The 18,741-nt window shown below is 62.1% G+C and carries 16 protein-coding genes; 12 read left to right on the forward strand and 4 right to left on the reverse strand.

Going from position 1 to position 18,741, the window contains the following annotated elements; genetic code table 11:
- The first annotated feature begins 185 nt into the window (after positions 1-185).
- From ACWNZ3_RS21895 to ACWNZ3_RS21910, 4 genes are all read left to right on the forward strand, one after another.
- Positions 186-1,166, forward strand: coding sequence for a VOC family protein (locus ACWNZ3_RS21895; RefSeq protein ID WP_496902363.1), 981 nt, complete (start codon positions 186-188; stop codon positions 1,164-1,166).
- Positions 1,167-1,361: 195 nt separating this feature from the next.
- Positions 1,362-2,216: a fumarylacetoacetate hydrolase family protein gene (locus tag ACWNZ3_RS21900; RefSeq protein ID WP_496902364.1), complete on the forward strand. Its 855-nt coding sequence runs from the start codon at positions 1,362-1,364 to the stop codon at positions 2,214-2,216.
- Positions 2,217-2,298: 82 nt separating this feature from the next.
- Complete coding sequence (locus tag ACWNZ3_RS21905; protein WP_274574914.1) at positions 2,299-2,619, forward strand: 2Fe-2S iron-sulfur cluster-binding protein; 321 nt, start codon at positions 2,299-2,301, stop codon at positions 2,617-2,619.
- Between the two features lie 102 nt (positions 2,620-2,721).
- On the forward strand, positions 2,722-3,912 hold the full coding sequence (locus ACWNZ3_RS21910; RefSeq protein WP_496902365.1) for a cytochrome P450: 1,191 nt from the start codon (positions 2,722-2,724) through the stop codon (positions 3,910-3,912).
- Between the two features lie 111 nt (positions 3,913-4,023).
- Here ACWNZ3_RS21910 and ACWNZ3_RS21915 read toward each other — a convergent pair whose 3' ends face one another.
- Entirely contained in the window at positions 4,024-4,884 is an 861-nt protein-coding gene (locus ACWNZ3_RS21915) for a LysR substrate-binding domain-containing protein (RefSeq protein WP_269367190.1), read from the reverse strand.
- Between the two features lie 431 nt (positions 4,885-5,315).
- Here ACWNZ3_RS21915 and ACWNZ3_RS21920 point away from each other — a divergent pair, with 431 nt between their 5' ends.
- The 3 genes from ACWNZ3_RS21920 to ACWNZ3_RS21930 are packed head-to-tail and all read left to right on the forward strand — an operon-like array spanning position 5,316 to position 8,319.
- A complete protein-coding gene (locus ACWNZ3_RS21920; protein WP_496902366.1) occupies positions 5,316-6,440 on the forward strand; it encodes a C4-dicarboxylate TRAP transporter substrate-binding protein in 1,125 nt (374 codons plus the stop codon).
- A gap of 37 nt (positions 6,441-6,477) precedes the next feature.
- Positions 6,478-6,999: a TRAP transporter small permease subunit gene (locus ACWNZ3_RS21925; RefSeq protein ID WP_269367188.1), complete on the forward strand. Its 522-nt coding sequence runs from the start codon at positions 6,478-6,480 to the stop codon at positions 6,997-6,999.
- 12 nt (positions 7,000-7,011) lie between these two features.
- Positions 7,012-8,319 carry a TRAP transporter large permease gene (locus ACWNZ3_RS21930; RefSeq protein WP_496902367.1) on the forward strand — a complete coding sequence of 436 codons (1,308 nt, stop codon included), beginning with the start codon at positions 7,012-7,014 and terminating at the stop codon, positions 8,317-8,319.
- 25 nt (positions 8,320-8,344) lie between these two features.
- Here ACWNZ3_RS21930 and ACWNZ3_RS21935 read toward each other — a convergent pair whose 3' ends face one another.
- From ACWNZ3_RS21935 to ACWNZ3_RS21945, 3 genes are read right to left on the reverse strand one after another with little or no spacing between them, the layout of a single operon-like run.
- On the reverse strand, positions 8,345-8,710 hold the full coding sequence (locus ACWNZ3_RS21935) for a cupin domain-containing protein (RefSeq protein WP_496902368.1): 366 nt from the start codon (positions 8,708-8,710) through the stop codon (positions 8,345-8,347).
- An 11-nt stretch (positions 8,711-8,721) separates the two neighbouring features.
- A complete protein-coding gene (locus ACWNZ3_RS21940; RefSeq protein WP_496902369.1) occupies positions 8,722-10,113 on the reverse strand; it encodes an NAD(P)/FAD-dependent oxidoreductase in 1,392 nt (463 codons plus the stop codon).
- A gap of 12 nt (positions 10,114-10,125) precedes the next feature.
- Positions 10,126-11,613 (reverse strand): aldehyde dehydrogenase family protein, encoded by a 1,488-nt coding sequence (locus tag ACWNZ3_RS21945; protein ID WP_496902370.1) that lies wholly within the window; start codon positions 11,611-11,613, stop codon positions 10,126-10,128.
- A gap of 509 nt (positions 11,614-12,122) precedes the next feature.
- Here ACWNZ3_RS21945 and ACWNZ3_RS21950 point away from each other — a divergent pair.
- From ACWNZ3_RS21950 to ACWNZ3_RS21970, 5 genes are all read left to right on the forward strand, one after another.
- A complete protein-coding gene (locus ACWNZ3_RS21950) occupies positions 12,123-14,159 on the forward strand; it encodes a hydantoinase/oxoprolinase family protein (RefSeq protein ID WP_496902371.1) in 2,037 nt (678 codons plus the stop codon).
- A gap of 4 nt (positions 14,160-14,163) precedes the next feature.
- The gene (locus ACWNZ3_RS21955) at positions 14,164-15,831 is read left to right on the forward strand and encodes a hydantoinase B/oxoprolinase family protein (RefSeq protein ID WP_496902372.1); all 1,668 of its coding nucleotides are present in this window, start codon (positions 14,164-14,166) and stop codon (positions 15,829-15,831) included.
- A 71-nt stretch (positions 15,832-15,902) separates the two neighbouring features.
- Positions 15,903-17,006: an ABC transporter ATP-binding protein gene (locus ACWNZ3_RS21960; protein ID WP_496902373.1), complete on the forward strand. Its 1,104-nt coding sequence runs from the start codon at positions 15,903-15,905 to the stop codon at positions 17,004-17,006.
- Positions 17,007-17,012: 6 nt separating this feature from the next.
- The gene (locus tag ACWNZ3_RS21965) at positions 17,013-17,936 is read left to right on the forward strand and encodes an ABC transporter permease (protein ID WP_496902374.1); all 924 of its coding nucleotides are present in this window, start codon (positions 17,013-17,015) and stop codon (positions 17,934-17,936) included.
- Positions 17,929-18,735 carry an ABC transporter permease gene (locus tag ACWNZ3_RS21970; protein WP_269367175.1) on the forward strand — a complete coding sequence of 269 codons (807 nt, stop codon included), beginning with the start codon at positions 17,929-17,931 and terminating at the stop codon, positions 18,733-18,735. The genes ACWNZ3_RS21965 and ACWNZ3_RS21970 overlap by 8 nt, the downstream gene beginning before the upstream one ends.
- Positions 18,736-18,741 lie beyond the last annotated feature (6 nt).

An 18,741-nucleotide genomic window follows, 5' to 3' on the forward strand; every position in this document is an offset into this window, starting at 1 on the left:
GATCCCGCCACGCCTTGGATGATCATTGCACCGGCACCGGCCATGTCAATAAACGGCGGCCTCTGGCAGGCAACGCCATCCGATCTGTCCGCCAAGCGGACAAACACGGGGCCACCGGTGCAGATGTCCGTGGTTGGTTTACCATGACCCGAAGCACATGATTATGCCCGAAAGGAACCCGTCCCTTGACCCTCAGCGCGCTTGGATACATCGGCATCCGATCTTCGAAGACCGAGGACTGGAGCAGTTTTGCCACCAAACTTCTGGGCATGCAGCAGGTGGATCGCGGCGGCAATGCGCGTGCCTTTCGCATGGACGATCGCAAGCAACGGCTTCTGGTCACCGATGACGGGCAAGAAGGCCTTGATTTCATGGGCTGGGAAGTGGACCACCCCGAGGATCTGGACCGTCTGGCCAGCCGGCTTGAAAACGCGGGTGTTGCGGTTCGGGTGGAAACTGCGGCTTTGGCTGATCAGCGACTGGTCAGCCAGCTGATCTCTTTCAACGATCCCGATGGCAATCACATCGAGGTGTTCTGGAAACCGCAGATTGCCAGCGATCCCTTTGTCCCTGCGCGGCCCATTTCAGGGTTCAAGACGGGCACGCTGGGCATGGGTCATGCGGTATTGCATGTCGAGGATGCCACCGCCCTTTTGCCATTCTACCGCGACCTTCTGGGGTTCAGCGTGACCGACTACGGGCTGACGCCCTTTCCACTGTATTTCTTCCACATCAACGGGCGGCATCACAGCTTTGCCATGGTGGGATCGGGGCGGAAGGGGCTGCATCATTTCATGGTCGAGCTGCAATCGCTGGACGATGTGGGGCAGGGCTATGACCTTGCGCAACAGGAAGAGGGGCGCCTGGCCTATACGCTGGGGCGGCATTCCAACGATCACATGATGAGCTTTTACGCCACCACACCCTCCGGCTTTTTTGTCGAATACGGCTGGGGCGCGCGGGTGATCGAGCCCGGGACCTGGCAGGCCCATGAAACCACCGACGGGCCGAGCTATTGGGGCCATGAGCGGGTACATCTGCCCGAAGGCGACCCGGCCCGCGAACGCATGCGCGACATGCGGCTGGACGCGGCCCGTCGCGGGATGCGCGCGGCGGACCCCGTGCCCAACTGTGCCTGGCTGGAATCGGTCGCCCGGCCGGAATGAGTGCGCGTAATGCCCGCTGACCCCGCCCGGGCCGGGCGCGTGTCGGGACGTGGACAAGCCCCCTCACATCGGCAAGATCATTTTGGCTGTTTCAGATCAGCGATGTCCGCAGAGCGGACATGACCCAAAGTGCTGCGGCCCAAGTCTGCCGCCCGGGTTAAAACCCGACCAACACCCAATCAACGGAGCGAACAGATGCGAATTTCCTCTTATGTCACCGCGGACGGAACCGCATCATATGGCATTGTACAGGACGGCAAGCTGCACGACGCAGGCAAGGCGCTGCGCGGCACCTTCCCCGACCTGCGGGCAGTGATGACGGCCGGTGCGCTGGATCAACTTGAGGCCGCCGCCAAAACCGGCGAAGTGCTGGACATGGCCTCGGTCACGCTGCTGTCTCCCCTGCCGAACCCGGACAAGATCATCTGCATCGGGTTGAACTACATGACCCACATCAAGGAAACCGGGCGCGACAAACCGGCCAAGCCGTCGATCTTTACGCGCTACCCGTCTTCGGTTGTCGGCCACGAGGTGCCGATGATCCGCCCGCAGGCATCGGATTGGTTCGATTTTGAAGGCGAGCTTGCGGTGATCATCGGCAAGGCGGGGCGCAACATTTCCGAGGCGGAGGCAATGGACCATGTGGGCGGCTACAGCTGTTTCAACGACGGTTCGGTCCGCGATTACCAGCGCCACACAACGCAGTTCTGGGCGGGCAAGAACTTTGTCGACAGCGGCGCGATGGGGCCTTGGATCGTGACGTCGGACGAGATGAAGGATCCGGCGGCGCAGACCATGGAAACACGTCTCAACGGCGAAGTCGTACAATCGACGCCGATTTCGGATCTGGCGTTCAATATCCCCGAACTGATCGCCTATCTGTCCATCGTGACCGAACTGCTGCCGGGCGATGTGATCGCCACGGGCACACCCAGCGGTGTTGGCCTGTTCCGCGATCCCAAGCTGTTCATGAAAGACGGCGACCGGATCGAAGTCGAGATTTCCGGCATCGGCACCCTGTCCAACCCCATCCGCGACGAGAGCCGCTGATCCAGACGACACCAGACATGACGCGCCAGCGCCGCGGGCCTTGAATCCGGCGTCGCTGGCGCGCGCGAAGCAAAGGAAAACCATGCCAAAACTGCACTTCACCCTGCCAAGCGGCGACAAGAAAACCGTTGAGGCACCGAGTGGCATTTCGGTCATGCAGGCCGCCCGGGACGCCGGTATTGAAGACATCCTGGCCGACTGCGGCGGCGCCATGGCCTGTGCCACCTGTCACGTGTTTGTGGACCCGGAGACCTTCCGGACGCTGGACGCCCATTCTGATGCGGAGGATGACATGCTGGATTTCGCAGCAACTGAACGCAGTGAAACCAGTCGGCTGAGCTGCCAGATCACGGTGACGCCCGAAATGGACGGCGCGCATTTCACGGTGCCTGTCGAGATCTGAAAGTATGCGCGCCTGCGCGTCCGCGTGACGGACATTCCCGGCATGTCAGAGGATTCACGGACAAGCGTTGTTATAGGCTTCAGTATGGAGGAGGAAAACCGAATGACAGAAATGATCCAGGCGACCCGTCCGAGCGTCGACACCGACCTCTATGCCGATGATGTCATCCGCGATCCTTACCCGGTTTACCAAAAGATCCGCGACACGGCACCGGCGGTCTGGCTTCCGGAAAACGATCTCTGGGCGATTGGCCGGTTTGACGATGCTGTCGCCGCCCTAGCTGCCAACGACATTCTGATCTCAAGCAAGGGCGTGGCGGCCAACCCGCGTCTGAATGCCATCACAACACCCAATATCCTTATGACGGATGCGCCAGAACACCGGCCCTTGCGAAAGGTCATTTCCCAACCCGTGATGCCGACCGGCCTTGCCGAGGTCAAACCACGCATCCAGGAAACCGCGCAGCAGATGATCGACACCCTCGTTCAGCGCAAGGAATTTGACGGCATGACCGATCTGGCACAGATCCTGCCTTTGACGATCGTGTCTGAACTGCTGGGCCTGCCGGAATTCGGCCGCCAGAACATGCTCAAATGGGCAGCGGCGACCTTTGACGCCCTGGGCGGTGACAATGCCCGCGCCGAGGATGCCTTTCCAACCATAATGGAGTTGCGGGCCTTTTGCGCCGATGATGTCAGACGCGATACTGTGCGTCCGGGAAGCTGGGTGGCACGCCTGTTCGAAGCGGTGGACGAAGGTTCGATTGATCCTGCGCTCGTGCCGATGTTCACGCGCGACTATATCGCACCCAGTCTCGATACGACGATCTTTGCAACCGGGCATCTGATGCATCAACTGGGCAAAGCGCCGGACCAATGGGAAAAGCTGCGCACCAATCCCGCGCTGATCCCGAACGCCATCAACGAGGCCGTGCGGCTGGAAAGTCCGATCCGTGGTTTTACCCGTTATGCCAAAGAAGACTACGACGTCGACGGGGTAACTATTCCGAAGGGCGAACGCGTGCTGATCCTCTATGCCTCTGCCAACCGCGACGAGCGGCGCTGGACGGAGCCCGACAGGTTTGATGTGGAACGCAAGGTGTCTGACCACGTCGGCTTTGGCCACGGCATTCACATGTGTATGGGTGCGCAGCTTGCCCGGTTGGAAATGCGGTCGATCCTGCAGGTCATGGTCGAAAAGGTTGCGCGCATCGAAGTAGGCGAACCAGAATTCGAACTGAACAATGTCCTGCGCGGGTTCCGAAGCCTGCCGATGAAATTCGTCCCGCTTTAATTGGGAGAGACGGTTGCTTCAGCAATCGTCTTGAGTTGCCCGAGCGCGATTACAGGCAACCGTTGAAATGCCAGGTCTTCCAAGGCGGGCCAGGGCGAGCATGTCGCCGCCCTAGGCTTTTTCGACTTCGGCCCAGAGGGTTTCGACAAATCGCTCGGCACTTTCTTTTTCGGACTGCCCGGGCTGGATCACGAAATAGGGGTTTGGCGCAGGGACTTCGATGTCCAACAGCTTCACCAGCGTGCCGCTGCGCAGATCGTCGGCGCAGAGGATCGAGGTGCCCACCGCGACACCACAGCCCCGCCGCGCTGCCTGTAACGAAACACCGGCGTTGGGAAAATAGATCTGCTGGGCGAACTGCAATGTCTTGGGTGACGCCATGGAAAGCAGCCGCATCCAGTCCGCCCCCTGATCGGCGTGGAGCGCAATACAATGGACCAGGTCGTCGGGACTGTTGATATTCCACTCGTATTTCAGCTCTGGCCGACAAACCGGAAAGTACATCTCGTCCCGCAGGATCGCCTCGCGCATGCCGGGCATTGGGCGTTCCCCATAGGAAATGACCACATCCATGCTGTCGTCGGCCATGCCGACGGGAAAGACCCGCACAGTCATCAGCGGATACTGCTGGCAATATGCCTTTATCACCGAAGGAAGCCGCGAGCCCGCAAAGGCAGGGGCGCAGGCGATGTTCAACTCGCCGTCCATGCCGGAGGTGGATGTCAGGGACTGGCAGGCCCGTTCCATGTCCTGAAAGGCATGATTCAGCCGTTCGAACAATGACAGACCCGCCGAGGTCAGCGTGAGCGTCCGTTTGCTGCGCACGATCAGAAGTTCGCCCAGATCCTCTTCCAGCCGTCTGATCTGGTAACGGATGGCACCGTCGGTGACATTGAGTTGCGAAGCCGCTCCGGCGATACCCCCGTTGCGGGCGACCTCGTGGAACGTGTTCAGTGCTGTCAAATTAAGCATAATCGCCCCTAAACCGACAATTGAACTAACATATTTCAGCAATTTTTTTATCTTGCGTGAATATGACTAATGAATAATCTTTTTTGCAAGTCAAGACCAATCGCTGGCTCGGGGGAGAGCCGGACAGGCAAATCCAAAAGCAGCGTTCCGCGGAAACGTCACGCCTGGGGAATGATCGTGCATCAATCGGTCCGGGTGCCGCGCATCCAGAGAAGGCCAGATGCAGATCCAGACTTTATTGACGCAGTGGCCTTTGGCAGGGCTGGCGACCGGTGAGGGCCGGGACGGTCCTGTCGTCGGGCGGCCCGGTGCAAGGCAACCAAATCCGGCCGGACCACGTCCGACGGGGCAACGAAAAAGAACCGCACGGTCGGGACAACACGACCGGTCTGACATGCGCGATGCGCGAATAACAGGGAAAGGAAAGAGATATGAAACACTTTGCAGGAGCCCTTTTTGCCGGGCTGTGCAGCGTCACGGCCCTGTCGGCCTCGGCGCAGGAGATCACCGCGAGCATCTGGTTCCCGGACACCTACCCACTGGTGACGGACGGCTATCAGGCCCTGGCCCGGACACTTGAGGAAAAATCGGGCGGGGAACTGAGCCTGAAAGTCTATACAGGCGATTCCGTGCTTCCGCCGGGTGCCCACCTGTCCGGCCTGCGCGACGGTATCGTCGACATGACCTATCACGCGGGCACCTATACGCCCTCTGACCTTCCGGCGGACAATGTGCTGGCGGCGCTGGGAATTTCGTTCAACGACAGCATGGTCCTGACGGCGGCTGTCGCGGACTTCTACCTCAACGATGACCAGATGCAGGAGATGTTCCGCCAGCAGGGTGTCGTCTTTCTGGGCAGCTATGCCTCGCCCTCCTATGCGCTGATGTGCACCTCTCCCGTGGTCACGCTGGATGACATCGCAGGCAAGAAGATCAGGATGCCCAGCCCGATTCATGCGGCCTGGGCGGCCTCGGTGGATGCGGCTGCGGTGAACGTGCCATCGTCGGAAATGTTCACGGGGCTGGAAAAGGGTCAGCTCGACTGTGCTGCCAATTCACCCAACGATCTCAAGTCACGCTCGCTTTGGGATGTGGCCAAGGAGGTGACGCTGCTGGACCTGGGGCAGTATTTCGCCGGGTGGCAATACGCGATGAACCAACCGGCCTGGTCGGGCCTGTCGGAAGCGAACCGGCAGCTGCTGGTCGACAGCATCTCCGACAACCTGGTCACCATGACCACCGCGTTTGAGCAATCCGTGGACGAGGCGCTTGCCGAGGCCGGGGATCACGGTGTGACTGTCCACGAACCGGGCGAAGATCTGCAGGCCTCTCTGGACAGTTTTGTCGCAGAGCAGGTGGCACCGATGGCGGCAGAAGTGGCGGGCAGGCTGAATGTCGAAGGCGCCGAAGACCTGATCGCGCGTTTCAACGCGGTCTATGACAAATGGGAGGGTCTTTTGGCAGATGTGGACCGCAGCGATACTGCCGCCCTGCAAAAGGTCTTCAAGGACGAGATCTATGGCAAGGTCGATGTGGCCAGCTACGGCGTGAACTGAGCAGCGGGAACAAGGGGCGGCCAGAGAGGAGAAGCGGATGTTTTTGCGCTGGATAAGACGTCTCGCCATCGTTCTGGCCGCCCTTGCGATCATGAGCCTGTTTCTCATGATGCTTCAGACGGTGATCGACGTGCTGGCCAGCAATCTGGCCGGTCGCCCGATCCCCGGTAATCTTGAGATCATCTCGGTCTATCACATGGTGCTGGTGGTGTTTCTGCCGCTGGCCTTCGTGGAGCTGAAGAAAGAGCCTATCGCGGTGGATCTGGTTTACCGAATGCTGCCGGAAATGTTGAAACGCTGTGTGCTCGTGGCCGGCTACCTGATCACGGCAACCTTCTTTGGTTTTCTGGCCTGGCAGACCGGCACGGATGCACTGCGGTCTTTCAACATGAACGAAATGATGATGGGGGCGGTCTTTGTGACCATCTGGCCGGCAAAGCTGGCCCTGCCCATCGGATTTGCCGCGGCGCTGCTGATGGTTGTCGCGAACGCGTGGCAGGCAGCGACGGACCCCGATTTCAACCCGTCGCCGGACACGCCCGAAGACGCCGAGACCTGAACTGGGACAGCAATGGAAAATTTGACAATCGGATTTCTGGGGCTGGGCGCGGGCCTGATCCTGCTGCTGCTGCGCGTGCAGATCGGGGTCGCGCTGGGTCTCGTGTCCTTCGTGGGGATCGGCGTGCTGCTGAACGCGCGCGCGGCCTGGGGCATGCTGACGGCGGTGCCCTTCAACTTTGTCGGCGACTGGAATCTGACGGCGATTCCGATGTTCCTGCTGATGGGGTTCGTCGCGTCCGAGACGGGGATTTCCGCGGGCCTTTTCCGGGCGATGCGCATCCTGCTGGCCTGGCTTCCCGGCGGGCTGGCTGTGGCAAGCGTCGGGGCTTGCGCGATGCTGGCGGCGGCCTCGGGGTCCAGCGTGGCCACGTCCTCCGCCTTTGCCCGGATCGCCACGCCGGAAATGCTGCGCTACAAATACGACCCCGGCCTTGCCACCGGCGTGATCGCGGCCTCTGGTACGCTTGGCTCGCTGATCCCGCCGAGCATCCTGATGGTGCTTTACGGCTACCTCGCCGAGGTTTCCATCGCCAAGCTCTTCATGGCGGGCTTCCTGCCGGGCCTCTTGTCGGCAACCATGTTCATCGGAATGATCATCATCCGCTGTTCGTTCAACCCGCGTCTGGCCCCCGCCGTTTCCGAAACCTTCACCCGGCGTGATTTCCTTGACGCGGCAAGGGAGATCTGGGCGCTGCCAGCCATCATCGTCGGGGTTCTGGTAGGTATTTTCATCGGCCTGTTCAGCCCGACCGAGGCCGGGGCCATCGGTGCGGCGCTGGCCATCGCGCTGGGTGCCGCGCGCGGGGCGCTGAGCTGGCAGTCGCTTTACCGCAGCGGTCTGGCGACGCTGACCAGCACCGCGGGCATCTTCATGGTGGTGATCGGAACAACCCTGCTGGGCAAGTTCATGACCCTGAGCGGCGTGCCGAGTTTCATCGCGGAATCGCTGCTGTCGCTCGGATCAACCGAGCTGATCGTGATCGCCATGGTCGCCGTGCTCTACCTGATCCTGGGCTGTTTTCTCGATTCCATCGGCATCCTGCTTTTGACCATGCCGATCATCCTGCCCGTGGCCCGCGAAGCCGGGATCGAGCCGATCTACTTCGGCATCATCCTGGTCAAACTGCTGGAAATCGGACTGGTTACGCCCCCGGTCGGCCTGAACGTCTATATCGTCAAGGGCGCGCTTGGTGAACGGGTGTCGCTGGTTTCGATCTTCCGCGGGGTAAGCTGGTTCATCGCGGTCGACCTGATCACGCTGGCGCTGCTGATTTCATTCCCGATCATCAGCCTGTACCTGCCGTCGCTCATGGGCTGACGGCAGGTGCGGCCTGCCTGTGGTCTCACCTTGGTTGCAGGATGAAAAAGACCTTGCGCACGGGTGTCAGGTTTTCCCAGGTACCACGGAATCCGGCAGCAACGACGAAACTGTCACCCGGGCCAAACTCTTGGGAGACGCCCTCCGCATCGGTCAGGCGCACCTTGCCTTCCAGCAAATGGCACAGCTCATCATAGTCGCAGTCAACGCGTTCCAGATGCGCCTCGGCCTCCCAGATGCCCGCCAGGGCCCCGCTTTCGGGACGCTGGAAATGACGCCAGCTGCGGGCGCCGTAGGGCTGGTCGACGATGGCGGGGTCAGAAACAGTGCTTTCCACCGCCGTGACAGAAGGATCGTTGAAGTCGAGAATGTGGCGGGGAGCCCGGGCCATGCGGTTTCCTTTCAGGAGTCAAAGCCGACGCCGAACCTGTCGAGCGTCCTGTTGAAGACGGACCGCCGCCCGGTGGCATCCTCGCGCGCCAGACCGTGCTGTGCCAGGCTGATACCAAGCCAGCGGAAGGGTTCGGGCGGGAAAGGGAAAGGCTTGCTACGCAGCATTTGCAGGGCTGTCCTTTCGGTCTCGCGCCCCTGCAGCAGGTCGAGCATCGTCAGGGCCGCGAACCGGCTGGCAGACACACCCTGTCCGGTGAAGCCCATCGCATAGGCCACGCGCCTGCCTTGCGCGGTTCCGGCAAAGAACGTGGTGCGCGCAGAGGTGTCGATGATCCCGCCCCAGGCATGGGTCAGCTCCACATCTGCCAACGGGGGCAGGGCGCGGGCGAAGTTTTCGGCAAGGCGGGCAAAGCTGCCGCTCTCGGTCAGAAAGGCATCGTCGCGGCGCGACCCGAAGTGATAGATCGCATCGAAACCACCCCAGAGGATGCGGTTGTCTGCGGTCTTGCGGAGGTAGTGGAACTGGTTCCCGCTATCGGCAATCCCGTAGCGATCAGTCCAGCCTATGGCGGCCAGCTCCGCGTCGACCAGCGGTCGGGTCACGATGGCATAGTCGAAAATCGGGATCAATGCGCTGCGCAACCGGCGCAGGAGCGGCGGCGCGGCATTGGTCGCCAGAACCACCTGCCGCGCTGCGATACGTCCGCCCGGTGTGATCAGCTCAACCTCGTCCTGCCGCTTTGCCATGCCGGTCACCGGGGTGGCCTCGTGGATATCGACCCCCCCGGCCAGCGCGACGCGCCGCAGCTCCGCCACCATCTTGCCGGGGTTCAGCAGGGCATAATTCGGCTCGAAAAGACCGGCATGATAGACGGGTGAGTCCAGCCGTTCCCGCAGGGCATCCCCTTCGAGGAAATGGGACTCGCTGCCAAAGCGGCGGCGAAGGGCCTGCTGCGCCTTCAACCCTTCGACCTGCCAGCGGGTCGCGGCGACGGTCAGCTTGCCCGAGCGTTCAAACTCAACCTCCATGCCATAGGTCGCAAGATCCGCTTCTAGATCGTCAAGGTTGGACATGCCAAGGCGGATCAGTGCCTCGGCCTCTTTCGGCCAGCGTTGCATCGCGTTGCCGATGCCGTGCGAGATTGACGGTGCGCAGAACCCGCCGTTGCGCCCCGAAGCGGCGTTGCCGCAGCGCCCGGCATCGACCAGCAGGATCCGCGCATCCGGCATGCGGCGGCGCGCCTCCAGCGCCGTCCAGAGGCCGGTGAAACCGCCCCCGACAATGGCAAGGTCACAGCGCGCGTCCGTTTCCAGCGGCGGGCAATCCGGTTGCGGCCCCGCCGTCTCGGCCCAATAGGGCGTGCGGGTCGCGGTGGCGAGGCTTTCAAGTGCTTTGGTCATTGGCCCACCGCCTCAATCCGACGCATCGAGGTACCAGCCCCAATGTTCCTTGTGGTCAAAGCGGGTGATCTGCTTGATCTCGAAACAGGCATCGAACCCTGCGCGACCCAACTCGCGGCCGATGCCCGATGTCTTGTAGCCGCCCCAGGGCACTTGCGTGAACGTCGGCTGCGAGCAGTTGATCCAGACGATCCCCGCACGCAGCCTTGCCGCGACGCGGTCGCAGCGGTCAAGGTCGTCCGACATGACCGCCCCGGCCAGCCCATAGGCACTGTCGTTGGCCAATGCGAGCGCCTGTTCTTCCGTGTCGAAGGGCTTGACGCAGACGACCGGGCCGAACACTTCTTCGCGCCAGATATCCGCATCGGTTGGCACATCGGCAAAGATGGTCGGCGTCAGGTAATAGCCGTGATCAAAGCCTGCCGGACGGTCTCCGCCCGTGACCAGGCGCGCCCCGGATTGCCGACCTGCATCAATGGCGGCACGCACCTTGTCATATTGCCCCCTGGACACCAGCGGCCCCAGCTTGACGCCCGGTTGATCCCCCGGCCCGATCCTGATCGCCTCCGCTGCGGTGCGCAGCCGGTCCAGCAGCCGGTCGAATATCCCGCGCTGGACCAGAACCCGCGAGGTGGCCGAACAGACCTCTCCCTTGTTCCAGAAGATGCCGAACATGATCCATTCGACGGCCTTGTCGATGTCGCAGTCGTCAAAGATGATGAAGGGCGATTTGCCCCCCAGTTCCAATGAGACGGTGCGTATCCCGGCGCTGGCAGCCTGCATGACCTTGCGGCCCGTGGCGACCGACCCGGTAAAGGCCAGCTTGTCCACCAGCGGATGATCGGCCAGCGGCTGCCCCGCGTCCGGTCCGGTGCCGGTCACAAGGTTGAAGACCCCCGGCGGCACCCCGGCGGCGTCGATCACCTGGGCCAGCACCTCGCAGGACAGCGAGCAAATCTCGGATGGTTTCAGAACGATGGTGCACCCTGCGGCGAGGGCGGGCGCGACCTTCCAGACCGCCATGAGCAGCGGGAAGTTCCACGGCGTGATGGCACCGATCACACCCAGCGGTTCGCGGTGGATCTTGCCTTCGAAACGCGGATCGCCCAGATCGACCGTCTCTGGCGGCTGGATCGCCTGTTGTTCGGCCAGCTCCGCGTAATAGTCGAAACAAAAGGCCGCATCTCCGATGTCCCATTCCGCTTCGGGCAGCGGCTTGCCGTTGTCGCGAACCTCCAACAGGGCAATCTCGGACAGCCGGGTGCGAATGCCCTCCGCGATCCGGCGCAGCACACCGGCGCGTTGTTTTCCGTCCATCCCGGGCCATGCCCCGGAATCGAAGGCACGGCGTGCCGCACGCACCGCGCGGTCGATGTCCGTGGCCTGACCCGCAGCAATCTCGGCAAAGGTCTCTTCCGTGGCGGGGTCGACCGCCGGGAAATGCCGGTTATCCCCGGGGGCTGTGAAGGTGCCGTCGATATAAAGTCTGGTTCTGTGCATCATCTTCTCCGTCTGACGACCCTGATGTGACCTGCCTGCGGCAGGTCGGGTCATTGCCGAGTCTGTGCGTCTGCGCCCGTCAGGCGTGTTGCGAGAAGGGTAGCGTCATGAATTTGGCTGACGCAAATCAATAAACTTCGCGAACTATGAGAGTTATTTTGACAAATTAACCGTGTCAGGCGGTCGCCGGTCGTGCCGGATGCTGTAATGAACCTTCAGTAATACGGCACTCAAAATTCGTCAAATCAGTTCACACATTCGGTTAATATTATTATCTTGCATCAATTGATTTAACCAATAATCATTTCAACACAGGGATCGGGCAGGGGACTTTCAAGGTCAACCTGCCGTCCGACCGGACAGGTGGCGCTTTGTGCGGTCGCCTGAACGGAGCGGAACATGCCGATCAAAGAACAATCACCGGCGTGCCCAGCACGCAGGGCGCGACGCAGCGTGTCGCGCCAAAGGAAAACTACATTCTGCCGGATGCGGCAAACAGGACGGAAAACATGGTAAAAATGGCAATCGAGGTTGGTGGCACCTTCACAGACCTTATCTGGATCGAAGGTGGCGTTGTACACAGCCACAAGGTTCCCTCCACGCCGCATGACGCCTCCATCGGCGTGCTGGACGGGCTGAACTCGGCGCTGGAAGGTGACCTTTCAGGGCTCGACCGCCTGTTTCACGGCTCGACCGTGGCGACCAATGCGGTCATCGAACGCAAGGGGTGCCGCACCGCACTGCTGACCACCGAAGGCTTCAAGGATCTGCTGCAGCTTCAACGGCAGCTGCGCCCGAACGTCTATGCCATTGCCTGTCACAAGCCCGAGCCGCTGGTGCCGCTGAACCTGAGCTTTGAGGCCCGCGAGCGGGTGGATGCCAAGGGCGAGATCGTCACCCCGCTGGATGAGGCAGCCCTGATCGAGACGCTGGATCTCTTGCTGGAAAAGGAGCAGCCGGAGGCGCTGGCCATCTGCCTGCTGCACGCCTACCGCAACCCGCAGCACGAACAGCGCGTGCGCGAGATCATCGCCGAGCGCGCGCCGGATCTGCCGGTTGTGCTGTCCTCCGACGTGTTGCCGACCTTCCGCGAATACGAACGCGCCTCGACCACCACCATGGCGGCCTATCTGGTGCCACTGGTCGGGCGCTATCTGGAACGGCTTGAGCAGCACCTCCACGCCGGTTCGCCCGGATGCAACCTGTTCATCATGCAGTCTTCGGGCGGTGTGCTGCCCAGCAGCGGCTCACACGGACGTGGGGTCGAGATGCTGAATTCCGGCCCGGCGGCCGGTGTCATCGGCGCGGTGCGGATGGCCGAGGCCATTGGCGATGACAATGTCATCACGCTGGACGTAGGTGGCACCAGCGCCGATATCTGCCTGATTGCCAACGGCGCGCCCGAGATCACCTCGGAAACCGAGGTGGATGGCCTGCCCGTAGGCCTGCCGAGCATCGACATCGCGAACATCGGCGCAGGTGGCGGCAGCCTGGGCTGGGTCGACGGGGGCGGCATGCTGCAGGTCGGGCCGCGCTCTGCCGGGGCGCGTCCGGGGCCCGCATGTTATGGCCACGGCGGCACCGACCCCGCGCTGACCGATGCGCTGGTGCAACTGGGCTGGATCCGCCCGCAGCGCTTCCTGGGCGGGCGTATGACGCTTCAGCCCGAACGCGCAACCGAGGCGCTTGCCGCCCTTGGCGCAAGCAATAACGAGACCGCCGACGCGATGGCGCAGGCGATGATCGACATCAGTGTCGCCAATGTCAGCCAGGGCATCCGCCTTGTGTCGGTGCAGCGCGGGCATGACCCCAAGGGCTATGCAATCTATGCCTATGGCGGCATGGGGCCGATGATCGGGGCGCTCGCCGCGACAGAGCTCAAGGCGCAACGTGTCGTTGTGCCGCCCTATCCGGGGCTGTTTTCAGCCCTTGGGCTTCTGGTCGCCGACCTCAAGCGTATCTACCGCGAAACCAACCTGATGCGCGTCACCGACAGCGTCGCGGATGACGTGCGCGCCGCCTTCGACCGCATCCGCAAGCAGGCTGAGGCCGAATTCGCCGAGTTTGGCGGCAAGCCCCAGGACATCGCCTTCGCATACGAACTTGAGATGCGCTTCAAGGGGCAGGGCTACGAGCTGCTGTCCGATGTCGATCCCGACCGGCTGGAGCGGGAGGGCAAGGACTATGTCCTGGGCCTCTTCAAATCGACACATGAGACACGCTATGGCGCCGTCGCATCCATGGGCGAGGTCGAGATCGTGACCTTCCGGCTGACAGCCTCTGTCGCGACCGAAAGCGACGTGATGTCCTCGCTCACCCGCCCCCTTGATCCGACCGCCGATGCGCAGCCTGCGGACACCGGGGAAATCACCTTTGCCGGCGCGCCGGTCCCCTGCAGCTACTACTGGCGCGGCGATCTGGTGCCGGGCACCGAGATCACGGGTGCTGCCGTCATCGAAGAGCCGACGGCGACAACGCTGGTGCCGCCCGGCTGGACCGCGACGGTCGACCGCACCGGCGCCCTTATCCTGACAAGCGAGGCGTAATCAGATGTCCGAGAAACTCACGCAAGCCACCTTCAACATCATCAGCAACGGGCTGCACGGCATCGCGCAGGAAATGGGCGAAAAGCTGGTCCGCTCCGCCTATTCGACGATCATCCGCGAGGCGCGGGATTGTTCGACCTCTTTCCTGGACCGCAATGGCCGGATCATCGCGCAGGCGCAGTTCTGCCCGATCCACATGAATTCTTTCGGCAAGGTCTTCGAGGCTTTTGCGAACAAGTTCGATCTGTCCACGATCCAGCCCGACGAAGGGTTGATGACCAACGACCCCTACAGCGGTGCGCAGCACCTGAACGACATCATCCTGTTCACGCCTGTGTTCTACCGCGACAAGCTGGTCGCTTTCAGTGCCTCGCTGGGTCACCATATCGACACCGGCGGCGGTGCTGCGGGGCCCAATGCTTCGGCCAATGACGTCTATTCCGAGGGGCTGCGGATTCCGCTGTCGCGCTTCAACGTGCATCGCGACATGGGCGATGGTCTGCTGGAGCAGTTCATCCGCATCAACGTGCGCCCGCCGAACGAGGTGATGGGCGATATCTATGCCCAGTTCGCCGCCAACCGGACCGGCGAGGGACGGTTCATCGAGATGCTTGAACGGTTCGGCGAAGAGACGGTTCTGGCCGGCGCGGCGGAACTGCAGGATTATTCCGAGCGTCTGGCCCGCGAGGCGATCAGCGCCATCCCCGATGGCATTTACCAGGCCGAGGATTTTGTCGATGACAACGGCTTTACCCCCGATCCGCTGCGCGTGGCGGTAAAGATCAAGGTGGACGGCGATGCGCTGGAGCTTGATTTCGAGGGCAGCGCGCCACAGACCAAGGGCATCATCAACTCGCCCCTGGCGGCGACCATTTCGGCGGCCTACGGCGCCATCGGCATCCTGCTGGGTGGTGGCCGCATCCCGGTCAATGACGGGCTTTATCGCCCGATCCGTGCGATCAATGTGCCTTACGGCAGCTTCCTGAACCCCAGCGAACCGCGTGCCGTGCGTGCCCGGAACAACGCCTGTCACCGGGTCTATAACGTCATCATGCTGGCCATGTCCGAGGTGGTACCGAACCAGGTTCTCGCCTCGGGCCACGACACGACCAACGCCATCGGCATGGGCCATATGTCGCCCGAAGGCTACCGCGTCTACATGGAGGTCGTCGGCGGCGGCTGGGGTGCTTCGGCGGGCGCGGACGGCGCTGATGTGGTGGACGGCTATGTCGGCAATTGCTCCAACGTGCCGGTTGAATCGCTGGAAACCGATTACCCCTTCATGCGGGTCGAGGAATATTCGCTGCGGCGCGGCTCTGCCGGGGCAGGGGAGCGGCGCGGGGGCCTTGGTGCCCGGCGGGTCTATCGCATTCTCGCGGACGATGTGACGTTCAATTCCTATTCCGACCGGTTCCAGGTCGCGCCCTGGGGCCTGTTCGACGGCGAAAGCGGACAGCATTCGCGGTTCACGGTCGAACGGGATGGCAAACGTCTCAGCCTGCCATCGAAAGGCAATACCGAACTGCTGAAGGGCGACAGGCTGATCATCGAGACCGCCGGTGGCGGCGGCTATGGCGATCCGAAAAAGCGGGATCGTGAGGTGCTGAAACGCGAGATCGCGCAGGGCCTGCTGACCGCGGAAGACGCTGCCGAAGTCTACGGTCTGTCATGAGCCAGTTGGTCCGGAAATCACCGTTTCCGGACCAGCCGGACGACATCCTCGGATCAGGAGAGGAATGAACGATGCCCCAACCAGCCAGTGACGAATTTGCCATCGAGGTACGCAACGTAAGCATGGTCTACGGGGCGGGTGCCAGTGCCTTCACCGCGCTCGACGATGTCGAGGTGGCGATCAGGGAGAACGAGTTCTTCACCCTGTTGGGGCCGTCGGGTTGTGGCAAGACCACGCTTTTGCGGCTGATCGCCGGCTTCAGCTATCCGACCGGAGGCGACATCAGGCTGCACGGTCAGAACATCGCCGCCCTGCCGCCGTTCAAGCGACCCGTCAACACGGTGTTCCAGAACTACGCCCTGTTCCCGCATATGACGGTAAGCGAGAACATCGCCTTCGGCCTCGCCATGTTGAAACGGTCCAGGACGGAGATTCGTGACAGCGTCGACAGGATGCTGAAGCTGGTGCAGCTTGAGGCGCTGAAGGATCGCAAGACTGCTCAGCTTTCGGGCGGCCAGCAGCAGCGTGTGGCGCTGGCCCGCGCGCTGGCCCCGCAGCCCAAGGTGTTGCTGCTGGACGAGCCGCTTTCCGCGCTCGATTTCAAGCTGCGCAAGGAAATGCAGATCGAACTGAAGCGCCTGCAGCATGAGACCGGCATCACCTTCATCTTTGTCACCCACGATCAGGAAGAGGCGCTGACCATGGCGGACCGCATTGCGGTCATGTCGGCCGGCCGGATCCTGCAGATCGGTTCCCCGCGCGAGATCTATGACCGCCCGGCAGAGCGTTTTGTGGCGGACTTCATCGGCGAGACCAACTTCATGCAGGCCGATGTGCTGTCCTCGGCCGATGGCATGGCGGAGGTCGCGCTGCCGGGCGGCAAGCGCATTCCCGCGCTTGTGGCCGAAGGCTTCCGGCCCTCGGGGCAGGTCAGCATCGTCGTGCGCCCCGAACATGCGCAGATCGTCGAAGCGGGGCCGGAGGCCCATCTGACCGGCACGTTGGAGAACACTGTCTATTTCGGAACCGACACGCATTTTCACATCAGGCTCGACGGGGGCAGGCAGTTCATCCTGCGCCGCCAGAACAGCCGCAGCGCGGCTGCCGCACCACAAAACGGCACGGTCGTCGGCATCAGGATCGACGATGGCGCGGCACAGATACTGAAAGATTGAGGCATCATGGCAACCGCCGCTGACATCGCCAGACAGGCCGAGACCCGCGAGATCCGGGGCAGGTGGCTTCTGTCCGCACCCGCGCTTGTCATCATCGCGCTGGCCTCCATCGGGCCACTTGCCATCGTGTTGGTCTATTCCTTTCTCGCCCCCGGTTCCTATGGCGACGTGATCTGGGAATTCTCGCCCGACGCCTGGCTTTCCGTCTTTCTCAAGCGTGACATCTTCGACAACACGCTGTCCTTTGCGGATGCACATCTGTCGATCTTCTGGCGGTCGCTGCGGCTGTCGTTCCTGACCACGCTGATCGCCCTGCTGCTTGGCTTTCCGACCGCCTATTTCATCGCCACACGTTCCGCTCGCACACGGGAGATATGGCTGTTCCTGATCACGATCCCCTTCTGGACCAACCTGCTGATCCGGACCTTCGCCATCCAGGAGCTGATCCGTAACGAAGGCATCGTGAACAACCTGCTGATCAAGATCGGCGTGATCGGTGAGCCCATCCAGATGATGTTCACCGATTTCGCGATTCTGCTGGGCATGGCCTATGTCTACTTCCCGCTGATGGTGCTGCCGCTTTACGCCAGCATGGAAAAGATCGACTTCCGCCTCGTCGAAGCAGGCTATGACCTTTACGCCACCCGCTGGCACGTGCTGCGGCATGTCATCGTGCCGCTGACCAGGCCGGGTATCATCGCCGGATCGATCCTGGTCTTCATCCCCACCCTGGGCGCCTATGTGACGCCGCGCGTGCTGGGCGGCGGGCGCAACCTGATGCTGGGGAACCTGATCGAACTGCAATTCGGGCAGGGGCGGAACTGGCCGCTGGGTGCGGCACTCTCCATGACAATGCTGGCCATCGTCCTGCTGGCGCTGATGGTCTATGTCCGCGTCGCCACCCGCAGTGGAGGGCAGAACCATGGCTGACAAAGGGTCTTTCGACGTCAGGCATCAGTCCGGCTTTCCGATTGTCGCGCTGATCTGCTTCTTCCTGCTCTATCTGCCCATCGGCGCGCTTGTCGTCTATGCATTCAATGCCGGGGCGTCGGTGGCCATCTGGGAAGGTTTCTCGCTGCGCTGGTTCACTATTGCCTGGAACAACGAACAGGTGCTGGAAGCCGCGTGGCGCTCTCTTCGGATCGCGACCTGCGCGGCCTTTATCGCCACCGCCGCGGCCACCATGGCGGCGCTGGCCACCACGCGCACGCGGCCCTATCGCGGGCTGAATGCCAAATATGCCTTCCTCAACATGCCGCTGATGGTGCCCGAAATCGTGGTCTCCGTCGCGCTGCTGATCTTCTTTTCGCGCATCAAGCTTGCCACCGGCTACACCGGCCTTGGTTATCTGGTCGCCGCCCATGCCGCCTTTTGCATCCCCTTTGCCTATCTGCCGATCCGGGCACGGCTGGAGATGACGGACCTCTCGCTCGAAACGGCGGCGGCGGACCTGTACGCCACGAAGTGGCAGGCGTTCCGCTGGATCACGCTGCCGCTGCTCTGGCCCGGCATCCTCGCGGGACTGATGCTCGCCTTTGTCATCTCGCTGGATGACGTGGTCATTACCGAATTCGTGAAATCGGCCGGTCAGGACACGCTCCCGACGTACATGCTTGGCCAGCTCAGGCGCAACGTGACGCCTGAAATGAATGCGATATCGACGGTCTTCCTGCTGATCTCTGTCGGTATCGTCACCCTCTTCTTCATCGTCAGCAGGAAACGGAACTAACACGAC

This window comes from Sulfitobacter sp. IGS-18 (assembly GCF_059628195.1).